The sequence below is a fragment of the Mesorhizobium sp. M0894 genome, assembly GCF_040319725.1.
Lineage (GTDB): Bacteria > Pseudomonadota > Alphaproteobacteria > Rhizobiales > Rhizobiaceae > Mesorhizobium.
Genome location: NZ_JAMYOG010000001.1, coordinates 543671 through 563946, shown reverse-complemented (window position 1 = coordinate 563946; position 20276 = coordinate 543671). Strand labels below are relative to the sequence as shown.

Annotated in this window: 23 protein-coding genes; 8 read left to right on the top strand and 15 right to left on the bottom strand. The window is 63.6% G+C overall.

The annotated features are described in order from the left end of the window. Positions 1-9: 9 nt before the first annotated feature. Positions 10-1032, bottom strand: coding sequence for a fatty acid desaturase (locus tag NKH91_RS02815; protein WP_352483596.1), 1023 nt, complete (start codon positions 1030-1032; stop codon positions 10-12). A 121-nt stretch (positions 1033-1153) separates the two neighbouring features. Next, complete coding sequence (locus NKH91_RS02810) at positions 1154-1357, bottom strand: hypothetical protein (RefSeq protein WP_023718943.1); 204 nt, start codon at positions 1355-1357, stop codon at positions 1154-1156. Positions 1358-1594: 237 nt separating this feature from the next. Here NKH91_RS02810 and grpE point away from each other — a divergent pair, with 237 nt between their 5' ends. Further along, positions 1595-2230: a nucleotide exchange factor GrpE gene (gene grpE / locus NKH91_RS02805; RefSeq protein ID WP_023675250.1), complete on the top strand. Its 636-nt coding sequence runs from the start codon at positions 1595-1597 to the stop codon at positions 2228-2230. Positions 2231-2349: 119 nt separating this feature from the next. Here the strand turns inward: grpE and NKH91_RS02800 are convergent, their stop codons facing one another. Beyond that, entirely contained in the window at positions 2350-3129 is a 780-nt protein-coding gene (locus NKH91_RS02800) for a cupin domain-containing protein (protein ID WP_352847375.1), read from the bottom strand. A 53-nt stretch (positions 3130-3182) separates the two neighbouring features. Further along, on the bottom strand, positions 3183-3833 hold the full coding sequence (locus tag NKH91_RS02795) for a TetR/AcrR family transcriptional regulator (RefSeq protein ID WP_352483594.1): 651 nt from the start codon (positions 3831-3833) through the stop codon (positions 3183-3185). 75 nt (positions 3834-3908) lie between these two features. Here NKH91_RS02795 and NKH91_RS02790 point away from each other — a divergent pair, with 75 nt between their 5' ends. Beyond that, positions 3909-4541 carry a trimeric intracellular cation channel family protein gene (locus NKH91_RS02790; RefSeq protein WP_023718946.1) on the top strand — a complete coding sequence of 211 codons (633 nt, stop codon included), beginning with the start codon at positions 3909-3911 and terminating at the stop codon, positions 4539-4541. A 9-nt stretch (positions 4542-4550) separates the two neighbouring features. Here the strand turns inward: NKH91_RS02790 and olsB are convergent, their stop codons facing one another. The 7 genes from olsB to NKH91_RS02755 all read right to left on the bottom strand — a co-directional run bounded on the left by olsB (position 4551) and on the right by NKH91_RS02755 (position 11997). Continuing rightward, positions 4551-5426: a l-ornithine N(alpha)-acyltransferase gene (gene olsB / locus NKH91_RS02785; RefSeq protein ID WP_023675251.1), complete on the bottom strand. Its 876-nt coding sequence runs from the start codon at positions 5424-5426 to the stop codon at positions 4551-4553. A gap of 149 nt (positions 5427-5575) precedes the next feature. Next, a complete protein-coding gene (locus NKH91_RS02780; protein WP_023718947.1) occupies positions 5576-7864 on the bottom strand; it encodes a hybrid sensor histidine kinase/response regulator in 2289 nt (762 codons plus the stop codon). An 87-nt stretch (positions 7865-7951) separates the two neighbouring features. Then, the gene (acuI, locus tag NKH91_RS02775) at positions 7952-8941 is read right to left on the bottom strand and encodes an acrylyl-CoA reductase (NADPH) (protein ID WP_352847377.1); all 990 of its coding nucleotides are present in this window, start codon (positions 8939-8941) and stop codon (positions 7952-7954) included. A gap of 52 nt (positions 8942-8993) precedes the next feature. After that, positions 8994-9470 (bottom strand): signal peptidase II, encoded by a 477-nt coding sequence (gene lspA / locus NKH91_RS02770; RefSeq protein WP_023718949.1) that lies wholly within the window; start codon positions 9468-9470, stop codon positions 8994-8996. Positions 9471-9496: 26 nt separating this feature from the next. Further along, positions 9497-10360, bottom strand: coding sequence for a TrmH family RNA methyltransferase (locus NKH91_RS02765; protein WP_023718950.1), 864 nt, complete (start codon positions 10358-10360; stop codon positions 9497-9499). Further along, positions 10361-11422, bottom strand: coding sequence for an RsmD family RNA methyltransferase (locus NKH91_RS02760; protein WP_352847379.1), 1062 nt, complete (start codon positions 11420-11422; stop codon positions 10361-10363). 89 nt (positions 11423-11511) lie between these two features. Next, complete coding sequence (locus tag NKH91_RS02755) at positions 11512-11997, bottom strand: DUF1772 domain-containing protein (RefSeq protein WP_023718952.1); 486 nt, start codon at positions 11995-11997, stop codon at positions 11512-11514. Positions 11998-12121: 124 nt separating this feature from the next. Here NKH91_RS02755 and NKH91_RS02750 point away from each other — a divergent pair, with 124 nt between their 5' ends. Further along, positions 12122-12805, top strand: a complete 684-nt coding sequence (locus NKH91_RS02750) for a helix-turn-helix transcriptional regulator (protein ID WP_023718953.1) — start codon at positions 12122-12124, stop codon at positions 12803-12805. A gap of 86 nt (positions 12806-12891) precedes the next feature. Continuing rightward, on the top strand, positions 12892-13260 hold the full coding sequence (locus tag NKH91_RS02745; RefSeq protein WP_031193999.1) for a VOC family protein: 369 nt from the start codon (positions 12892-12894) through the stop codon (positions 13258-13260). A gap of 114 nt (positions 13261-13374) precedes the next feature. Here the strand turns inward: NKH91_RS02745 and lhpI are convergent, their stop codons facing one another. From lhpI to sppA, 4 genes are all read right to left on the bottom strand, one after another. Continuing rightward, entirely contained in the window at positions 13375-14343 is a 969-nt protein-coding gene (gene lhpI, locus NKH91_RS02740) for a bifunctional Delta(1)-pyrroline-2-carboxylate/Delta(1)-piperideine-2-carboxylate reductase (RefSeq protein WP_352847382.1), read from the bottom strand. Positions 14344-14394: 51 nt separating this feature from the next. Continuing rightward, complete coding sequence (locus tag NKH91_RS02735; protein ID WP_352483587.1) at positions 14395-14727, bottom strand: DUF1049 domain-containing protein; 333 nt, start codon at positions 14725-14727, stop codon at positions 14395-14397. Positions 14728-14776: 49 nt separating this feature from the next. Continuing rightward, positions 14777-15061 (bottom strand): integration host factor subunit beta, encoded by a 285-nt coding sequence (locus tag NKH91_RS02730; RefSeq protein WP_006200394.1) that lies wholly within the window; start codon positions 15059-15061, stop codon positions 14777-14779. 78 nt (positions 15062-15139) lie between these two features. Continuing rightward, on the bottom strand, positions 15140-16096 hold the full coding sequence (gene sppA, locus NKH91_RS02725; RefSeq protein WP_023718956.1) for a signal peptide peptidase SppA: 957 nt from the start codon (positions 16094-16096) through the stop codon (positions 15140-15142). A 305-nt stretch (positions 16097-16401) separates the two neighbouring features. On the opposite strand from sppA, the gene lptC reads away from it, so the two are divergent. The 4 genes from lptC to rpoN all read left to right on the top strand — a co-directional run bounded on the left by lptC (position 16402) and on the right by rpoN (position 20255). Then, positions 16402-17115: an LPS export ABC transporter periplasmic protein LptC gene (lptC, locus tag NKH91_RS02720; RefSeq protein WP_023718957.1), complete on the top strand. Its 714-nt coding sequence runs from the start codon at positions 16402-16404 to the stop codon at positions 17113-17115. Beyond that, positions 17102-17713 carry an LptA/OstA family protein gene (locus NKH91_RS02715; RefSeq protein WP_352847384.1) on the top strand — a complete coding sequence of 204 codons (612 nt, stop codon included), beginning with the start codon at positions 17102-17104 and terminating at the stop codon, positions 17711-17713. Before lptC ends, NKH91_RS02715 begins: the two co-directional genes overlap by 14 nt. Then, entirely contained in the window at positions 17713-18531 is an 819-nt protein-coding gene (gene lptB, locus NKH91_RS02710; protein WP_023718959.1) for an LPS export ABC transporter ATP-binding protein, read from the top strand. The genes NKH91_RS02715 and lptB overlap by 1 nt, the downstream gene beginning before the upstream one ends. A gap of 197 nt (positions 18532-18728) precedes the next feature. Continuing rightward, positions 18729-20255: an RNA polymerase factor sigma-54 gene (gene rpoN / locus NKH91_RS02705; RefSeq protein ID WP_352847386.1), complete on the top strand. Its 1527-nt coding sequence runs from the start codon at positions 18729-18731 to the stop codon at positions 20253-20255. Positions 20256-20276: the final 21 nt, after the last annotated feature.

Here is a 20276-nt window from a genome sequence, read left to right as displayed (position 1 = left end):
GCGGTGCGTCTACACGGCCATCCGCGCTTCGCGGAACGATACGAGCTTGCTGCGGCTCTCGTCCCATAGCGCCAGCTTGACGCAGCGCAGGCTGTCGAGAAGCGTGACGCGGCCGATCTCACGCAACTCCGGATAGTCCCTCAGCACTTCCGGAAGCCGGTAGCACGGCACTTTGGCCGAGAGGTGGTGCACATGGTGGACGCCGATATTGCCGGTGATCCAGTTCAGAACCGGCGGCAGGTCGTAATAGGACGAGCCGTGCAGGGCAGCGTGCTGGAATTCCCACTCGGAGTCCTTTGTCCACTCCGTTTCCTCGAACTGATGCTGGACGTAGAACAGCCAGATGCCGGCCGATCCGGCGAGAATGACGATCGGCAGATGCACGACCAGGAACGCGCCGGGGCCGACGAACCAGATGAGCAGAGCGGCGATGACGGCGATGGCGAGGTTGGTGGACATCGACGACACCCAAGGGGTGAGGCCGCCCCGCATCATGCCCAAGGGCAGTCTCTGCTCGAAAATGAAAATCCATATCGGGCCAAGGCCAAACATCACCAGCGGATGGCGATAGAGGCGATAGGCGAGCCGGCGCCGCCACGACAGTTGCCGGTATTCGGCGACGGTCAGTGTCTTGATGTCGCCGGTGCCGCGCTCGTCGAGATTGCCGGCGCTGGCGTGATGGGTTGCGTGGGCGCGGCGCCAGCAATCGTAGGGCGTCAGCGTCAGCACGCCAAGGACGCGGCCGATCCAGTCGTCGGCATAGCGATTGGCAAAGAAGGAGCCGTGACCGCAATCGTGCTGGATCATGAAGATCCGCACCAGAAAGCCGGCGGCCGGAAGGATGAGGACCAGACCCCACCAATGGCCATAGGCATAGGCGGCCGAGGACAGCGCCCATAACGTGGCGAAAGGGATGAGGGTGATGGCGAGTTCGACAGCGCTGCGACGTCTGTCGGGCTTTTTATAGCGCGACAGGATTTTCAACCAGGCGCGCTTGCTGTTTGCCACAGCTTCGGGGGAAATCATGTTCATCATGAAACATAGGCGGAGCAGGGCGCTGCCGCAAGACGGAGATCACGCAAAGTTACTGCGCGTAAATGTCGCGCGATGGCAACCGGCCACAATTGCCGGTCGCGTCCCTGGCAACGGCGCGCTACCGACGGCGCCCGCCTGCGACCACCTTGGCTTCCACGCCGTCCAGGCGGTCGAGCAATTCCTTCAGACGGTCGGGAATATCGGACTCGGTGCGGAAGGCCGGCAAGGTGCGCAGAAAGCGCTTGGTCGCTTCGGTGCCGAGCTGGCGCCGGATATCGGCGGCGAGCCCGTTGCGTTTTTCGCCGTTCCTGCGGGGCATCATCTCAAAATCCTGTGTCGGCTTCGAAACTCTTCCAAGGGAGGAATGGTTCCCGCATTGTAGTAGCCTGGCAAGCAAAGCCGGCGGTTACGGTAAAGTTTGAATTAAAATCGAAAGGTTTGCGCCGTCCGCCATCAAGCCGCAACAGCGGCTGCAGTATCGCTTGCCCCTTGATTTTTGGCCGCTAAACCTCGATATCGGGCGCAAATCCACACCATTTGAAAATGACGGGAAACGGCGATGAGCGACCAGGCAAAAGACGAACGCGCGCCCGATGAAGCCGAGAAGACCGAGGCTGCCGCGGAGCCAAGGGAAGGCGGCGTCGACGGCGACTATGAAGCGCTTGTGCGGCTTCTGAAGGAAAACGAAGAGCTGAAGGATCGCGCGCTGCGCGTGGCGGCCGACATGGAGAATTTGCGCCGCCGCACCGCCCGAGACGTCCACGATGCGCGCGCCTATGCGGTCGCCAATTTTGCCCGCGACATGCTGTCGGTATCAGACAATCTGCGCCGTGCGCTGGATGCCATCCCGGAGGAGGCCAAGGCGTCGGGTGATGCCGGCTTCAAGGCGCTGATCGACGGCGTCGAGATCACCGAGCGCGCCATGCTGTCGGCGCTGGAGCGCCACGGCGTGAAGAAGCTCGAGCCCGAGGGGGAGAAATTCGATCCGAATTTCCACCAGGCGATGTTCGAGGTGCCCAATCCCGACGTGCCGGCCAACACGGTCGTCCAGGTCGTGCAGCCCGGCTATTCGATCGGCGAGCGCGTGCTGCGGCCGGCCATGGTCGGCGTCGCCAAGGGCGGCCCCAAGCATGTGGCAAGCGAAGCGCCGGTGGAGCCGGGGCCGGTGAACGAGCAGGCTGAGAAGGATGCGTGAACTGGGAGTAGGGCTCCGTTAGCCAGCAACCGCCACCAAAGCGTGAGGGATGATCGACCGCCCCCAACCTATCCGATTTCAGGGCGATCAAACAGTTCGCCGTGCAGGCTTTCCTGCCCTCAGCTCAGCAGTTCACAGCCATAGCGGCGGACCACGTCGGGGAATGTCTCCATGTCCGGCATTCCTTCGCCGTCCGGAGGAATGCGCCTGTCGGCGGTGGGCACACTGGTCGCCCTCAGAAGTTCCTCGAAACCGCCAGGCGTGAAGAAGAACAGCATCCGGGCCGGCCCACGCTTGACCGTATAGCGGTGCGGCACATCGCGTGGCCCAAAGAGAAACGAACCGGGTCCAGCCATAATCGCCTTACCGCCGATCTCGAACTCGATCTCGCCTTCCATCACCAGGAATGACTCGTCCTCGCGATGGTGCACATGCAGCGGCGCCTCACCTTCGCTCTCGAGCACTTCGATCAGCGTGAACTGGCCCGCGGTCTGGACCGCTGTCGCCTTGATCACCGCTAGCGAGCCAAGCCACCAGCGCGCCTCTCCTTCCAAGGCGTGACTGCAAAAGGCGTGGGGAGTGCTCCTGCCAGCTTCGCCGCCAGCCACGGCCGCCACAGAATGGTAGCCGACCTTGATCGAGGCGGAATTCACCATCGAGCAATAGTTTTTGATGCCGGGCAGGGAGGACCAGACCTCGCCAGCCGCCTTGGCGCTGTCCATGTCCGCCCATTCGAATATCTCCGTCCAGCCGCCTGCGGATTTGAGCAGGCGACGGTTGAGGAAACCCTTGAGCTTTCGCACCTCGTCATTCACTTCATCCCTAGTCTGCAGGAACATCTGCTCGGTGAATCCGGGCTTCAATGCAAATTCAGTGATTTCAACGACATTCGTGTCCATGACTTCCTCCCTTTGCCATCTGACCTTTGTTTCGCCTCCCGCATTCTGTTCGCTCAAGACGTGCTCGTCCGGCCTCTGCCTTTGAGCCAGCAGAGCGCCATTGTCGTTGCCGTTTCGACGGCGAGGTCCACCGTCATGCCGCGTATCCGCATGGCGTTGAACGTCGGAAAGTCGAATAGAAAGCTGATTGCCTGCACGACATCATCGCCCGGACCGTCGTGCGCCAGTGCCTCACGCACGAATCCGGCCACCATGTGTCGCAGGTATTCCTCCCATTCCCGCATGGCCGGAAGCTCGCGCTCGCGCAGGTCGCTTTCGAGATGCCGTCCGCCACGTTGGTAGAAGGCGAACAGCTCGTTGGCGACCCGGCGTAGCCGTTCTTCAGGATCGGTCGCGTCGCCGATTATCTCCGTCACTGCTTCGGGCGACGGAGGACGCAGGCGCTCCATCAGCAATTCGCCGCACGCTGGCACCAGGTCATCCAGAGTAGGAAAATGCTTGTAGACGGTGCCAACGGCGACATCGGCTTCCGTAGCGATATCCTTCCAAGTCGTGCCAAAGATGCCGTTCTGGGTGTGCAGCTTGATTGTCGCGTCGAGAATGCGCTGCCTCGTCTTGGCGAAGGCGGCAGTCCGGGAAGCCATGCTGTAGCGGCGAGGGGACATAGACGTCCACCCAAATAATTGAATGAACAATTCAATCATTTAATTTATCTGGAGTCAATCCAGATTCGCAGGAGCCACTCGCTATTCCCCACTCGGTATTTCATTATTCCCTCCATGAACCCGATCGAGCTTCTCGACTATGCCGGCGTCGCCGTCTTCGCGGCGACAGGTGCGCTGGCCGCCTCGCGCAAACAGCTCGACATTATCGGTTACCTGTTTCTGGCTAGCGTTGCCGGCATCGGGGGCGGAACGTTTCGCGACGTCATCCTCAACGTGCCCGTGTTCTGGGTGGGAAACCGCGACTATGTGCTAATCTGTGCGGCGGTGGCGGTCGTCGTCTTCTTCAGCGCACATCGTTTCGAGTCGCGCTACAAATTGCTGCTCTGGCTCGACGCCATAGGTCTTGCCGCATTTTCGGTGATTGGCGCGGCCAAGGGGCTGACGATCACCGGGTCACCTGCAGTTTCGATCGTCACCGGCATGCTCACCGCAACCCTTGGCGGCATTCTGCGCGATCTGTTGACAGGCGAGCCTTCGGTGCTCCTGAGACCGGAAATCTACGTTACCGCAGCGCTTGCCGGCGCCGGCCTCTACACACTTGGCGATTTCGCCGGACTGCCGCCGCTTGCGTCGGGCCTGGCAGGTTTCATGGCGGCTTTCTGCGTACGCGGCGGCGCGCTGAAATTCGGCTGGGCCTTTCCGTCCTACAAAAGCAAGCCTGGCCGGCGTCCGGAAGATATTCCCTGATTTAAGGTGTCAGGCTGCAAACCGCTGCGCTTCCCCGCCATAATAATTGACGTAGCGGGCACCGATCTCCTTGACCGGCATCACCACGAACACGTCGACCGTCGAGAATTCACGGTCGATGACGCAACCGTCGCCGATGCGCGCGCCGACGCGCAGATAGCCCTTGACCAGCGGCGGCATCGCGGCGATCGCCGCCTTGGTGTTAACGGCTTCGATCGGCATCAGATCCATCGAACAATAGCGCCCGGCGACGGCACGCACGTCCCACGATGAATTCGTCCGGCAGTGGTGGGCAAGATAGGTCAGCGCCTCTGCATGTGCCGCCGGCACGGTGCCGTGGAACGACGCGCAGCCGGTCATCACGCCAATGCCGTAATGATTGATATAGGCCCAGATGCCTTGCCACAGCGCCTCGATGGTGCGCTTGGAGCGGTATTCCGGCAGAACGCAGGAGCGGCCGAGCTCGAGGAAGCGCTGGCCGGGATGTCGCGCGATCAGCTTGGTCAACTCGAATTCGCCTTCGGAATAGAAGCCGCCCGCCGCCGCGGCAATCTCCTGCCGCAGCAGGCGGTAGGTGCCGACGATGCGGCGATGCTCGGGACCGGAAAGCGAAGTATCGAAGACCAGCAGATGGTCGCAGAGGGGATCGAAGCGGTCGGCATCGCGGCGGTCCTGCATCTGGAACAGGTCCTTCCTGGCACCAAGCTCGTCGTAGAACACCCGGTAGCGCACTTCCTGCGCGGCAGCGATCTCGGCCTCGTTGCGGGCGAGCCGCACTTCGAGATTGCCGATGCGGCCGAGCGATGCGCCTTTTATGACGGCATCGGCGTTCCGGCCGACGAGCAAAGGCCCGCTGGCGTTCGGCCGAGCATCACATTCCGGCATGACTGTATGCACGAGTGATTCTCCTTCGAGCCATCCCTCTTGGCACGGGGATACGGTGTAGGTGCAACAGGATTGTGACAGTACCGTGATACGGCTCTGCGGGCAATACTTCGTCGGCTGGGTAATCTATCGACCGTCTATGTTGTGCCTCAGGCGGCCACTTGCCCTTCAACCGCATGAACCAGGGCATCAGGGTCGAGCGGCTTGGTGACGAAGCCGCTGGCACCGTGGGCGAGCACGGCGTGGCGGGTCTTTTCCTGGCTGTCGGCCGACAGCACCATGATCGGCACCGGCGGAACCGCGGTCTCCTCCTCATGGCGGCGGATGGCGGCGATGGCGTCCAGCCCGTCCATGACAGGCATATGCAGGTCCATCAGCACCACGTCGTAGCGGTGCTTATGGCCGGTGCTGATGACCGCCTCGACCGCGGCCTTGCCGTTGCCGACCACTTTCACCCGATGCCCGGCCTTCAGGAGGGTGGCGCGGGCCAGCATGGCGTTGATGTCGTTGTCCTCGGCGATCAGCACCGACAGGCCCTGCTGGCGGCCGCCAATGGCGTGCCCAGCCTGCGCGCCGCGCTTTTGCGGTTGCGGCTCGGCGATGACCGGTGCGTGGCTGGTCAAAAGCACGCGCAGCAATGTCTCGCCGCGCACCGGCCTCGCCAGGAAGGTGGCGTAACCGTTGGCACGGAACTCGCCAAGCATGCCGCGGTCGGTCGGCGCGATCAGCGTCACCGCCTCGCAATCGACAAATCCGCTCTGGCGCAGGCGCCTGAGCAGCCTGCCGTCGCTTTGCTCCATGGCAGCATCGACCAGAAGCACGTTGCAGCCCTCGGCGAAAGGGGCGGCCTGGGCGGCGGCGGCGGCCAGATCGACCGTTCCGCCATTGGCGCGAATGGTGCGGGCGATGGCTTCGGCCTCGACCAGGTTCTTCGACACGATTACCGCATGCCGGCCCAACAGCGCGTTCTGGCGGATCTGCAGCGCCTCGACGGCGGAAATAGCGGGAATCTCGAAGACGAATTCGGATCCCTGGCCAAGCCGGCTCGACACCGAGATAGTGCCGCCCATCGCCGTCACCAGGCGCTTGGAAATCGCGAGACCGAGGCCGGCACCACCATGCGTACGGGTCGAGGTGCCGTCAGCCTGTTCGAAGTCCTCGAAGATGCGCTCCATGTCCTCCTCGCGCAGACCGGGGCCGGTGTCGGTGATGGTGAAGCGGATGCGGTTGGTGGTTTCGGTGCGGACGCGGCCGATGCTTGCCAGGACGCCGCCGCTGTCGGTGAACTTGACGGCGTTGCCGATAAGGTTGAGCAGCACCTGCCTGACCCTGCCGGGGTCGGCGGTGATCAGCTGCGGCACGTCGGGTTCGACATGGCAGCCGAGGCCGATATCCTTGGCAAAAGCCCGCGCCGCCAAAAGCTCGATGACATTGTCGGCGATCTCGCGCACCGACATCGGTTGCGGTTCGGGATCGAAGCGGCCGGCCTCGATCTTGGAATAGTCGAGCAGGTCCTCGATCAGCGCCAGCAGCGCGCTGGCCGAGGTCGAGATGGCGCCGACATAGGTCCGCTGCTCGGGCGAAAGGCTGGTGTCGGCGAGAAGCCGGGCCATGCCCATGATGCCGTTCATCGGCGTGCGTATCTCGTGGCTGACGGTGGCGAGGAAGCGCGATTTGGCCTGGCTCGCATATTCGGCCCGTTCGCGGGCGGTGATCAGCGAGGATTCGGCGCGTTTGCGGGCGGTGATGTCACGGGCGATGGCGCGATGCGAAACGGCGCCGCTGTCCTTGTCGCGCACCGACAGCTCGATCCAAGAGAACCAGCGTGGGCCGTCCGGCGTGCGAATGGCGACATCAGTGGAACTCAGGCATTCATGGTCGGAAAAGGCGGCGTCGGGAACGATGCCGACATCGATGCCTAGTTCGGCCAGGGTCTTGCCGGCGAGGTCGCGCTGGTCGGTTTCGACAAGGTCGGCGAAAACCTTGTTGGCGTAGACGATATGGCCGTCGCGGTCGCGGTGGACGACGAGATCGCCGAGTGCATCGATCAGACCGCGAAAGCGCTCCTCGCTCTCCTGCATCTCCCACATGCGGTCGGCCAGCGTCTCGATCTCGGCGCGACTGCGGGCGGTCGTGGCATCGAGAAGGGCCACCGCGCGACGCTGGGTGCGCCTGTTGCGCAGATGCATGGCGAGCCCGGCGATGGCTGTCGCCAAAAGGCCAATGGTGATGAAGATCGGCGCTCCGGTCAGATGCGACAGGCCTGCCAGCACGACGATGGCAACGAGAGTCAGGAAGGGCAGGCCGTGGCGGTTGGCGTCCGGCAATTCCGGCGCCAGCGGCGGCGCGGCGACAAGCTGCCGCCCTGACGCCTCGGGGGCCGCCCGGTCGGCCCGTTCGGCTGGTTCCGCCTCTCTGATGCCGGGTTCCGCAATCATACGGAATTCCTGCCAGACAGAGCTTATTGAAGGTTGTGGTTGATCGTTCGAATTTTAGCGGTCGCGCTCTTTTTTCCCTTTGGAGCCTCACATGTCCACCACCACGCGGCCGCGGATCTTGCCCTCGACGATGTCATGCGCGGCGCCGATGATGCCGTCGAACCCGATGCTCGTCGACAGGCTGGCAAGCTTTCCGTGATCGAGATCGGTGCCGATGCGGCGCCAGGCCTCGATGCGGACCGCCTTGGGCGCCATCACCGAATCGATGCCGAGCAGCGAGACGCCGCGCAGGATGAACGGGGCGACGCTTGCCGGCAGGTCCATGCCGCCGGCGAGGCCGCAAGCGGCAACGGCGCCGCCATAGGAGGTCATCGACAGGACGTTGGCCAGCGTGTGGCTGCCGACAGCGTCGATGCCGCCGGCCCAGCGTTCCTTGGCTAGCGGTTTTGCAGGCTGCGCAAGCTCGTCGCGTGAAATCACTTCCGCGGCACCGAGGTCGGTCAGATAGGGGCTTTCGGCACTGCGGCCGGTCGAGGCGATGACGTGATAGCCGAGGCTGGACAGGATCGAGACCGCGACCGACCCGACGCCACCGGCAGCGCCCGTCACCACCACAGGGCCGCGGTCGGGCACGATGCCGTGGCGCTCCAGCGCGATGACGCAAAGCATGGCGGTGTAGCCGGCGGTGCCGACCGCCATCGCATCATGCGGGCTCATGCCGTCCGGCAGCGGTACCAGCCAGTCGCCCTTGACGCGGGCGCGTCCGGCAAAGGCGCCGAAATGCGTCTCGCCGACGCCCCAGCCGTTCAATATGACCTTGTCACCCTCGCGCCAGTCGGGATTGGAAGACGAGATGACGGTGCCGGCGAAATCGACGCCCGGCACCAGCGGCCAGCGGCGGATCACCGGCGCCTTGCCGGTGATTGCAAGGCCGTCCTTGTAGTTCACCGTCGTCGCCTCCACCGCGACGGTGACGTCGCCTTCCATCAGGTCTGCCTCGGTGAGCTCGGTCACCGCGACCGACTGGTTTTTCTCGGCGTCGCGCGAAACGAGGATGGCTTTGAAGGTTTCGGGCATTTTTTCTCCTCGGGCTTGCAAATAAGAAATGTGCGGTGCCGGGCGAGTGAGGTCAATCGCTCGATGTTCCGCGCCACCAGCCAATGAGCTCATCGAAGACGACCAGCACGGCACCGACCGAAATGAAGGCATCGGCGAGGTTGAAGATCGCGAAGGACCAGACCGGCGTGTGAAACAGAATATAGTCGATGACATGGCCATAGGCAGCGCGGTCGATCAGATTGCCGAGCGCGCCGCCGACGATCAGCGCGAAGCCGACGCGGGCAAGCAGGTGGCCGGGCGGCGTGCGGGCCGCAAGATAGAGAACGAAAGCGACCACCAGAACCGCGACGACCACCAGGCCGGTGTCGCCGAAGGACGAAAACAGCGAAAACGCGATGCCGGTGTTGTAGGTGCGGTACAGCGCCAGGAACGGCAGGAGATCGAGCCTTTCCTGGAAGGCAAGGCCGGTCTCGACCAGATATTTCAGCCACTGGTCGAGCGCTATCGCGGCGACAACCAGAAAAGCGTAGGGGCTCCAGGACTTCATGGTTTGCAGTTTCACGGTTTGGGATGTCACGATCGGGCATCCTCCGGGCCGAGCTTCAGCGCGCCGCGCCGGATCTCGAACAGCATGACGCCGGTGGCCACCGCAAGGTTGAGCGAATCGGCGCGGCCTGCCTGCGGTATCCGCAGCAGCTTGTCGCAGCTTGCGGCAAGCTCGTCAGGCAGGCCTTGCTGCTCGTTGCCCATCATCAAAAGCACCGGGCCTTTTGAAAAATCGACCGAGCGGTAATCGACCGCACCCTTAAGATGGGTGCCGGCGACGAGGCCGGGAAAGCTCTTTCGCCAGGCGAGAAAAGCCTCGGCCGACGCCTTGGCGACCGGCACGGCGAAGATCGAGCCCATGGTGGCGCGTACCGTCTCGACCGAAAAGGGATCGGTGGTCTCGCCGACCAGGATGACGCCTTTGGCGCCGACGGCGTCGACCGTGCGGATGACGGTGCCGAGGTTGCCGGGGTCGCGGACGCGGTCGAGCACCACCCAGACGTCGCCATCATGGGCGCGAATGTCCTTCAGCGGCAGCAATTTCTGCGAGAACACGCCGACGACCATTTGCGGATTGTCGCGGCGGGTGATGGCGACCAGCACGTTTTCCGAAACTTCAAGTACGGTGCCGCCGGCGGCAACCGTGCGCGCCGCAACTTTTTCAACCGCCGCATTGCCACGTCCGGCCTTGGCGAAAACCAATGTCCTGATAGACCAGCCGAGATCGAGCGCGTCGATGACCAGCTTCAGGCCTTCGGCCATGAAGGCATTCTGCTGGTCGCGGAATTTCTTCTGCGCGAGCGCCTTGATGTCCTTGACCAGCGGATTGGCGAGGCTGGTGACTTCCTTCACCTGCCCTGGCGCGCCCGCGTGCCGTTCGTACGCACTCATTCAGGCCACCCAGCGCGAGAACAGCGAGGTCGAAAGCGCCCGGCCGGCGGATTTCTCGCGGATGATCAATTCGCCGGATTCGACCGTGCCGCCCATGCCGGCGAAGGTGTCGCGCATCAAGGCGTGGATGGCGAAGAAAGAGGCGCGGATCGAGTAGGCGGTCAGCACCACAGCGAGCGGCTTCGGCGTCAGGATCCCACGGCAGATGTCGGTCAGCGCCGGCAAATCCTCGAACAGCTGCCAGACCTCGCCCTTCGGTCCGCGGCCATAGGCGGGCGGGTCGAACAGGATGATGTCGTAGCGGCTGCCGCGGCGCTCCTCGCGCTCGGCGAATTTCACGGCATCGTCGACGATCCAGCGGATCGGCTTTTGCGACAGGCCCGCCATCTCCTGGTTTTCGCGTGCCCAGCCGATCGCCTTCTTGGAAGCATCGACATGGGTGACCTCGGCGCCGGCACGCGCTGCCACCAGCGAGGCAAGGCCGGTATAACCGAACAGGTTCAGCACCTTCACCGGCCGTTTTGCCGCCGCAATCAGCCCGGCCATGTGGTCCCAGTGCGAGGCCTGCTCGGGAAACACGCCGACATGGCGAAACGAAGTGAAGCGGCCGAGATAGTCGATGCCGTCATGCTTCATCGGCCAGATCTCGCCGAGCGGCGTCTTCGGAAAGCGCCAGCGGCCGATGCCTTCCTCGTCAGTATCGCCGGTGAAAATGGCGTCGGCGCGCTCCCAGTCCCTGGCCGGCAAAGCCTTTTGCCAGATCGCCTGGCCCTCCGGCCGAACGATGCGGTAGGGGCCGTATTGCTCGAGCTTTTCTCCGGTGCCGCTGTCGAGCAGCGCGTAGTCCTGATTGGCGCCGACTTCGAGGATCAGCGGCAGATGTTCGGCAGGCAGCGCGCCATCGCGGCGCGAAAGAGGGCGCGGCGCTGCTTTCTGCTCGGACCGGTCCTGCGGTTTCGTCTCCGGACCAGCGGTTGGATTGGCGTCGCGCCGCCGTGGCTGCTCCATCCCGCCTTTCGAGGGCGAGCGGCTGTCGCGGCGTTTGTCGCGAAAAGGTTTCAAGAAGGCGCATCTCCGGACGGCGGCTGCGCCGCTTCTGCCACAGCGAATTGACCGGCGCAACAAAAGGGCTGCAGGCGTTTGCGAACGGATCAGCCACGCCTGATCGACAGCAGCCCGACTGCGAGCGCGATGAAACCGACGGCCTTGAAGCCGGTGACGACCATATGGCCGGCTTCCCAGCGGCTCCGGATAGCTTCGAAATTGCCCGGGATCGGTCCAGGCACCCAGGTGGCCAGGACATCGTTTGCCGGTTTGACGAGCGCAACCCACGCGACAAGCGCCATCAGATAAAGCATGGTGGCGGCCAACACCCACCAGAATGCCGGGCGGTCGCCGCGCAGCATCCATGCGAGGAGCCCCGGACAGGCGACGGCCGCCACGTCCAGCGGTGCGCCGACAGTCAAAAAGAACTGGAACTGAGCATTGAAGACCGTGGTTTCTCGCCAGAGCGAAGGCGGCCATCTGGTCAGCCGCGGCACCGATTCCAGTACGTGGGCGAAGGATGGTCCGAGGCTTAGGGCAGCAACGGTGGCGGTCAAAACAGACCAGAACAACAGAAGACCGCGTATATCCATAATGGCCAGACAACGGCGTCAGGCCGCATACGTTCCGGTCGGCGATCATCCTGCTTGCCGCCGAAAGCGCAGGCGCACTATCGTCCATCCAAATTGGGCATCCATCCAAACCGGGTTGCGATCCATGTCCCGCGCCGAACGCCTGCTCGACTTGATCCAGATCCTGCGCCGGCATCGCCGGCCAGTCAGCGGCCGCAGCCTTGCCGGCGAAATGGGTGTGTCGATCCGCACGCTCTATCGCGATATCGCCACGTTGCAGGGGCAGGGCGCACCGATCGAGGGCGAGGCGGGGCTGGGTTACGTGCTCAGGCCAGGTTTCATGCTGCCGCCCTTGATGTTCACCGACGAGGAGATCGAGGCGATCGTGCTCGGTTCGCGCTGGGTGGCCAAGCAGCCGGACTGGCGGCTTGCCAACGCTGCCACCGACGCGCTGGCCAAGATCGCCGCCGTGCTGCCGGACGATTTGCGCGAAGAGCTCGATGCCTCGACGCTGCTGGTCGGGTCGCGCACCGAGGTCACCGAAGGCATCGATCTCGGCGTGGTGCGGCAAGCCATCCGCGAGGAGCACAAGTTGAGCTTTGTCTATCGCGATGCCGGCGGCGCTGCCTCCGAGCGCACCGTCTGGCCGTTTGCACTCGGCTTCTTCGACAAGGTGCGCGTCGTCGCGGCGTGGTGCGAGATGCGCCAGGATTTCAGGCACTTTCGCGCCGATCGGATATCCGGCCTCAACGCCACCGAGACGCGTTATCCGCGCCGTCGCCAGGTGCTGCTCAAAGAATGGCGGGCGACGCTCGACAAGCCAAGCTAAGGCTGCTGCTCACTTAAGACTGCTGCCAGAATCTGGCAGTAGCTTGCGCTATGCTGCTCCAGTCGAAACCATCTGGAGAGCAATTCATGACACCGCCCAATTTCGTCATCCTCTATGTCGACAAGCCTGAGCAAAGCGGCGCCTTCTACAGCGCGCTGCTCGGACGCGAGCCGGTCGACACCTCGCCGACCTTCGTGTTGTTCGTGCTCGACAACGGCTTCAAACTCGGCCTCTGGTCGCGTCATACCGTAGAGCCGGCCGCGGCGGCCGCAGGCGGCGGCGCCGAGGTCGTCTTTGCGCTGGATACGCCTGGCGCTGTCGACACCACCCATGCCGAGTGGGCCGACCGTGGGCTGACCATCCTGCAGAGCCCGACCGACATGGATTTCGGCCGCACCTTCGTCGCGCTCGATCCGGACAACCACCGGCTGCGGGTTTATTGGCAAAAGGAGTAAGGCAGTAGGGCAGTAGGCGAGAGCAAAGTAGCACTAGGCGCGGCGCCGCACGATTAGCACGGTTTCCTACTGCCCTACTGCCCTACTGCCCTACTGCCCTACTGCCCTACTGCCCTACTGCCCTACGCTTGCGCGATACACGGCAATGCCGGCGGCCAGGTCCTCGAGGGCCGCGCCGACCGACTTGAACAGCGTGATCTCGTCATTGCCCTGCCGGCCTTTTTTCCGGCTGCGCGCCAGTTCATAGAGGTCGGCGACGATGGCTTGCGGCTTCAGCACGCCGGAGGCCAGCGGCTGGACGATGTCGCCGGCTTCCTTGGTGGCGCCGGCGCGGGTGTCGACATAGACGCGGGCGCGTGCAATCGCGTCGTCGTCGCTTTCGCGCATCGCCGGCGTGAAGCCGCCAACCAGATCGACATGGGTTCCCGGCTTCAAGAGTGCCCCCTTGATCAGTGGCGCGGTGGTGATGGTCGCCGATGACACGATATCGGCTTGGCCGAGTTCGACGTCGAGATCGCCTGCTGCTTCGGCCGCAAAACCCTCGGCACGCAAATTTGCCGCGACCTTTTCGGCATTGGCCGGCGTGCGGTTCCAGATGCGGATGTTCTTGATTGGCCGTACCGCCGAATGCGCCTTTGCAAGGAATGGCGACAGCGCGCCGGCGCCGACCACCAGCAGCCGTGATGCGTCCTCGCGGGCCAGATAGGAGGCGGCCAGCGCCGAGGCGCAGGCGGTGCGCCACTGCGTCAGCCTCTGGCCATCGATCAAGGCCTGCGGCTCGCCGGTGGCGCCGTCCAGCAACAGGTAGAGGCCCATCACCGCAGGCTTGCCGACGGCGTTGTTGTCGGGCGACACGGTGACGATCTTGACGCCGATATGGCCATCGACCGAGGTGCCGGCGGCGTTGAAGTCGGTCCAGGCCGGCATCAGAAGCAGCGTCGAGGCGGCACCGTCGGGCCGCTCGACCGTGTGATGATGCCTGACCGGCTGCACGGCGCCGTCGCGAAAAGCGGCGCGCAATGTCTCGACCAGCCCGGGAAAGGTCAGCGCGCGGTCGACCTCGGCGGCGGAAATGGTCAGCATGATGGCTCCGTGGAGAAATAGGCCGGTTGCGCTTCCTGCCCGAGCCGCGGCTCAGTTCATCGGCTTCGGCAAGGCCGGGCCCTGCGCCGCTGTGGGCGCGCGGCTGACTGCCAGACGCAGGTTCTCGGCCTCGGCGCCGCGCTGGCGCGCCAGCTTGCGGTAGCGGCCCTGCTTGATCCAGGTCGCCAGGCTGCCGACGATCATGCCGATGGCCAGCGCCAGGAACAGGAAAATGAACAGCGGCACGGTCAGCGTCAGCGCCGGATTGCCGGGATTGAACGGATCGAGCGTGAAGGCCACCGGTTCGCGGTTGGCGACGGCCAGCGCAATCAGGATGACGGCCAGCGGCACGAAAACCACGATGAGGATGAAGCGATTGAACATGTTTTTCCGTTCGGAAGAAAAGGCAGCAACGGGTCGGCGGGCGCCGCGCCTATTTGCCTCCGTTCAGCCTTTCACGCAATTCCTTGCCGGTCTTGAAGAACGGCACCCATTTCTCCTCGACCTCTACGGATTCGCCGGTGCGCGGATTGCGGCCGGTGCGGGCAGGGCGGTTTTTCACCGAAAACGCGCCGAAGCCGCGCAACTCGACCCGGTTGCCCTCGGCAAGCGCGTCGGTGATTTCATCGAAGATGGCGCCGACAATGTTTTCGACATCGCGCAGGAAAAGATGCGGATTGCGCGTGGCGATGATCTGCACAAGTTCGGATTTGATCATGAAAAGGCTCCCCGTGAAAGCAGTGCCGCCGAAATTATCAGAATGATTTTATTTGCTTTTTCACTCCCAAGCGGCTCCTCAAGGGTGCCAGACGGAAACGAGACCGTCAAGAAACAAGCGGTCCGCTCCAATTTCGTGAAGGACGTCGCCGCCATGGCCAGGCAGGCCAAGCGCAGCGCCGACGGTCTGCGCCATCGCCTTGGAGAACAGGAAACCACCGCGTTTTTCCGTGTCCTTCCATTCCACCACCTTGAGCTTGGCATCGACACCCTTGCCTGCAAGCCAGTCGATCGCTTCGGCCTCGCCGCCGACCGCGTCGATCAATCTGTTGGTGACCGCCTGCCGGCCGGTGAAGATCGACCCGTCCGCGAGCGCCAGCGCCTCCGGCTTGGTCATGTTGCGGCGCTCGGCGACGATGCCGACGAACCAGTCGTAGCTGTCGAGAATGAGTTTGCGGACCATGGCGCGTTCATCGTCATTGGTCGGCTTGAAGGGGGAAGGCGAGGCCTTCAAGGGCGAGGATTTCACCTCCTCCAGCTTGACGCCGAGCTTGTCCATGAGGCCGCTGACGTCCGGGTACTGGATCAGAACGCCGATCGAGCCGACGATCGAGGATTTGCGTGCGACAATATGGTCGGCCGCGGTGGCTATCATGTAACCCGCCGACGCCGCGAGCGTGCCGACCTCGGCCACCACCGGCTTGTCGGCGGCGAGCTTGCGCACTGCCTCGTAGATCGACTCGCCACCGACGGTGGTGCCGCCGGGTGAATCGATCGACAGGATCACAGCCTTGACGCGCGGCGACTGACGGATGGCTTCCAGCCGCTTGATCAGTTCTTCGTCTTCGGTGATGGTACCTTCGATCTTGACCTTAGCGATGTGGTCGACAGCCGCGCCGGTGAATTCGTCACCATAAATCCACGCGGAAAAGGCGATCAGCCCGGCTGCGGCGACAAGAATCGCCGCAACACGCCAGAATGTCAGCTTGCGGCGCAAGCGGCGGCGGTCGATCAGGTCGTCGGCTCTCAATGCCATGGTCAGCCTCGTAGTCGGTGGGAGCAGATGCTTTTAAAGCAACCATTCGCGCCCGGCTACCGTTTCCTGACGGCCTTCGCCAAAGCCGTCTTCGGCGTTCGGGCAAGCTTCAACCTGTCGCGTTCCACAGGCTCTAACACTGTGCGCCCATATCTGGTATGAGGTTCAGGCTGCGCTGGGGCCATTTTCGTTGTATAGGGGCGGCTGTCATATTTTTGCGGTTTTCCTCGGCTTGTGCTTGCTTGAGGGCGCCGGCACCCCACCTATAGGGCGGCCTGGCGGGCAGGGGTTTAGAAGAAGCAGTCATGTTAGCGGGACCAATCGAACCGACCAACACCGAGACGGAGTTGGCTCCCAAGGCCGCAGGCCGGGCGCGGGTCGACGCCTTTGACATCGCGCAGCGTCATTCGCGCCGGGTGCGGATCCTCAAGCTGGCCGTGCCGCTGGTCGCCGCCCTGATCGCGGTCGCGTTTCCGGTCTATTCCTATCTCATGGCTCCCGCTGCAATCGAGGTGCAGGCCGACGGCGGCTCCTTTGCCAATGGCAAGCTGGTGATGGCCAATCCCAAGCTCAACGGCTTCACCAAGCAGAACTTGCCCTATTCGATGACGGCCCTGCGCGCCATACAGGACGTCAGCAAACAAGGCATCATCGATCTGGAAGGCATCAAGGCCAGGCTGCCGATTGCGGCCGACAACACGGCCGCCATCGATGCCGCGCGCGGCACCTATGATCGCGACGGCAACACGTTCAGCCTGACCAGCGACGTGACGGTATCGACCACGGATGGCGTGGTGGCAAAATTCAAATCAGTCTATCTCGACATGGGCGAAGGCACTATGAAGACAAGCGAACCCGTCGATGTCAGCCGCGGCGGGTCGCGGATCAGGGCGGATTCGATGTCGGTCCAGGACAATGGCAAGGTCCTGGTTTTCGAGAACAAGGTGCGCGTCGACATCGATCCCGCCAGTTTGAAGGCGGCAGAGGCAAAGAGCGGAGAGACCAATGCGGTTCAGTAGTTCGGCACGGCGCCTCGCCGCGGTTTCGGCATTGCTGACCCTCGGGCTGCCATTGGGGCTCACCCTGGGGACGGCTTCGTCGCTGGCGCAGTCCAGCGCCACCAGCCAAATGTCCGGCCTCAGGCTGTCGGGCGACAAGCCGATCCAGATCGAAAGCGACAAGCTCGAGGTGCGCCAGGCGGAAAGCGTCGCCGTCTTCACCGGCAACGTCAACGTCGTCCAGGGTCCAACCGTACTCAAGGCCGGCAAAATGACGGTCTATTACGTCAGGGATGCAGCCGCCGCCAAAGGCGCCGAGCCGGCGGGTGCCGCGGCGATGACCGGATCCGCCAACATCGACCATCTCGTGGTCGACGATAAGGTCTACATCAAATCGGACAATCAGGTTGCCACCGGCGACCGCGGCACCTTCGACATGAAGACCGAGGTGCTGGTGCTTTCGGGCAGCAAGGTCGTGCTCTCGCAAGGCGACAACGTGCTTGTCGGCTGCAAGCTTACCGTGCAGATGAAGAGCGGCCTTGCCCAGGTCGACGCCTGCGGCGGCCGCGTCATGATGTCGATCACGCCGCAGTCGAAGTCTGGAGCAGCGAAACCCTGATGACCGGCATATCGTCGCTGCTGGCGCGTCTTCCAGGGCGCGCCGCCAGCAAACTTGCGGCACCGGCCAGGGTCACCGTCGAAGCGGCAAAGTTCAAGGGAACCTTGATCGCCAAGGGGCTGACCAAAAGCTACAAGGGCCGCAAAGTCGTCAGCGGCGTGACGCTGGGCGTGCGCGCCGGCGAGGCGGTTGGGCTGCTCGGCCCCAATGGCGCCGGCAAGACCACCTGTTTCTACATGGTGACCGGGCTGGTGCCGGTCGACGAAGGCACCATCGAAATCGACGGCTTCGACGTCACGTCGATGCCGATGTATCGCCGGGCCCGTCTCGGCATCGGCTATCTGCCGCAGGAAGCGTCGATTTTTCGCGGCCTGAACGTCGAGCAAAACATCCGGGCCGTGCTCGAAGTGGTCGAAAAGAGCCGCAAGGAGCGTGAGCGCCTGCTCGACGAATTGCTCGAGGAATTCCACATCAGCCATCTGCGCAAGGCTCCATCGCTGTCGCTCTCCGGCGGTGAGCGGCGGCGCCTCGAAATTGCCCGTGCGTTGGCAACCCGCCCCGCCTACATGCTGCTCGACGAACCGTTCGCCGGCATCGACCCGATCGCCGTCGCCGACATCCAGCAGCTCGTGCGCCACTTGACGGCACGTGGCATCGGCGTGCTGATCACCGACCACAATGTGCGTGAGACCCTTGGCCTGATCGACCGCGCCTACATCATCCATGCCGGTCAGGTGCTGACCCATGGCCGAGCCGACGAAATCGTCGCAAATGCCGATGTGCGGCGGCTTTATCTTGGCGAGGGATTTACGCTCTAAATGCGAAATTCCGGTTCGAACGGGATTTCCGGCGTAGTCCGGCAACTTTTTCTTCGATTTTCTGCCTGAAAAACGCGCTGGCAGGCGAGTTTTCCGCACCTCGCCTTGACAAGCAAAAGCCGGGCCAGTTTCTATGCTGGCCTGGAAAATTCTTTCCGGCAGTGCGGGTGCGTAGACGGGGCGTTTGAAACCGAACCATGGCGTTGACGGCAAAACTACAGCTACGACAGTCGCAGTCGCTGGTGATGACGCCGCAGCTGATGCAGTCGATCCGCCTGCTGCAGTTCACCCACCTCGAGCTGGAACGCTTCATCGACGACGAGATCGAACGCAATCCCCTGCTGGAACGCGCCGAACCGCAGGACGACGCCGCCAGCGACCAGGCGCAGAAGAGCGACGCCGCATCGGAACCGGCCGCCGACGGCGACTGGTTCGAAGCGGAGACGGCGTGGAGCGCCGAGGCGATCTCGGAAAAGCTCGATACGTCGCTGGAAAACCTGTTTCCCGACGATCCTGGAACGAGCGAGCGGCTCGGCCCCGACCTGACGGCGCAATGGAAATCGGCGTCCGGCAATAGTTCCGCCTCTTCCTCCGACGGCTTCGATGTCGCGGATATGGCGGCGGCTGCCATCACGCTGCGCGACCATGTCGGCGAGCAGGTGGCGCTCGCCTTCGCCGATCCGGCCGCGCGCCTGATCGCCAGCGAGCTTGCCGACGGCGTCGATGAGGCCGGCTACATGCGTGCGGACATGGCCGAGATCGCGGCCCGCCTCGGCACGGACCCCCCGGCGGTGGCAAGGGCGCTGGCGATTTGCCAGACATTCGAGCCCGCCGGCATCTTCGCCCGCGACCTCGCCGAATGCCTGTCGCTGCAGCTTGGCGTGCGCGACCGGCTCGATCCGGCGATGAGGGAATTGATCGCCAATCTCGAACTCCTGGCACGGCGCGATTTCCAGACGCTGAAGCGGATTTGCGGCGTAGACGAGGAGGATCTGCTCGACATGCTGGCCGAGATCCGGGCGCTCGACCCGCGGCCGGGAATGGCGTTTTCGCGCGGTGCCAGCGATGTGATCGTGGCCGACGTCGAGGTGCGCGCAGCCAATGACGGCAGCTGGACGGTCGAGCTCAATGCCGAGACGCTACCGCGTGTGCTGGTCGATCACATCTATTTCGCTCAGGTCACGCCGCATACGAAAAACCAGGCGGAAAAGGATTTCCTCGCCGAATGCCTGCAGAATGCCAACTGGCTGACGCGCAGCCTCGACCAGCGGGCGAAGACTATCCTGAAGGTCGCCTCCGAGATCGTGCGCCAGCAGGACGCTTTTCTCGTCCACGGCGTGCGGCACCTGAAGCCGCTCAACCTGCGCACTGTGGCAGACGCTATCGGCATGCACGAATCGACGGTCAGCCGGGTCACGGCAAACAAATACATGCTGACGCCGCGCGGCGTGTTCGAGCTGCGCTATTTCTTTACCGCCTCGATCGCTTCGTCGGGTGGCGGCGATGCGCATTCGTCGGAAGCGGTGCGCGACCGCATAAAGCAGCTGATCGACGAGGAGAAAGCCGTCGATGTGCTTTCCGACGATGCCATCGTGGACATGCTGCGGGAAAGCGGCGTCGACATTGCCAGGCGCACGGTTGCCAAATACCGGGAAGGCATGAACATACCCTCTTCGGTGCAACGGCGGCGCGAAAAACGCGCTTTGGCCAGCGCCGGCCGTTGAACTCCGGCAGAATTTCCACAG